Origin of the sequence: Flectobacillus sp. BAB-3569 (assembly GCF_002270355.1) — a bacterium.
Lineage (GTDB): Bacteria > Bacteroidota > Bacteroidia > Cytophagales > Spirosomataceae > Flectobacillus > Flectobacillus roseus.
Map to the genome: position 1 here is coordinate 1 of NZ_NJFZ01000064.1, position 400 is coordinate 400.

2 tRNA genes are annotated in these 400 nt (G+C 37.8%); both read left to right on the top strand.

What is annotated here, in order from left to right:
- Nucleotides 1-126: 126 nt before the first annotated feature.
- Nucleotides 127-201, top strand: a tRNA-Lys gene (locus BWI92_RS26330).
- Between the two features lie 81 nt (nt 202-282).
- A tRNA-Lys gene (locus BWI92_RS26335) sits at nt 283-355 on the top strand.
- The last annotated feature ends 45 nt before the right edge of the window (nt 356-400 follow it).

Consider the following 400-nt stretch of genomic DNA (forward strand, 5'->3'; position numbering starts at 1 on the left):
AAAAATATAACTTTTTTTAGATGGATGGCTTGCATTATGTTTCTAGAAGTAGTAGTTTTGCACCGCAATTAAGGAAAACGAAACAGAACAACAAAAATACTAGAAAACGCTTACTTWATATGCAACGAATTCCGTAGCTCAGTTGGTAGAGCAATACACTTTTAATGTAATGGGTCCTGGGTTCGAGTCCCAGCGGGATCACTGAGATGTCTAGCACGATAGATGTTTTAAGATAAATTTTTGACTTAGCTTTTGCGATGTAAATCGTAAGAAATAAGTACCGATTCCGTAGCTCAGTTGGTAGAGCAATACACTTTTAATGTATGGGTCCTGGGTTCGAGTCCCAGCGGGATCACCGAGATGTCTAGCACAGATAGACGTTTTAAAATAAATTTTTGAC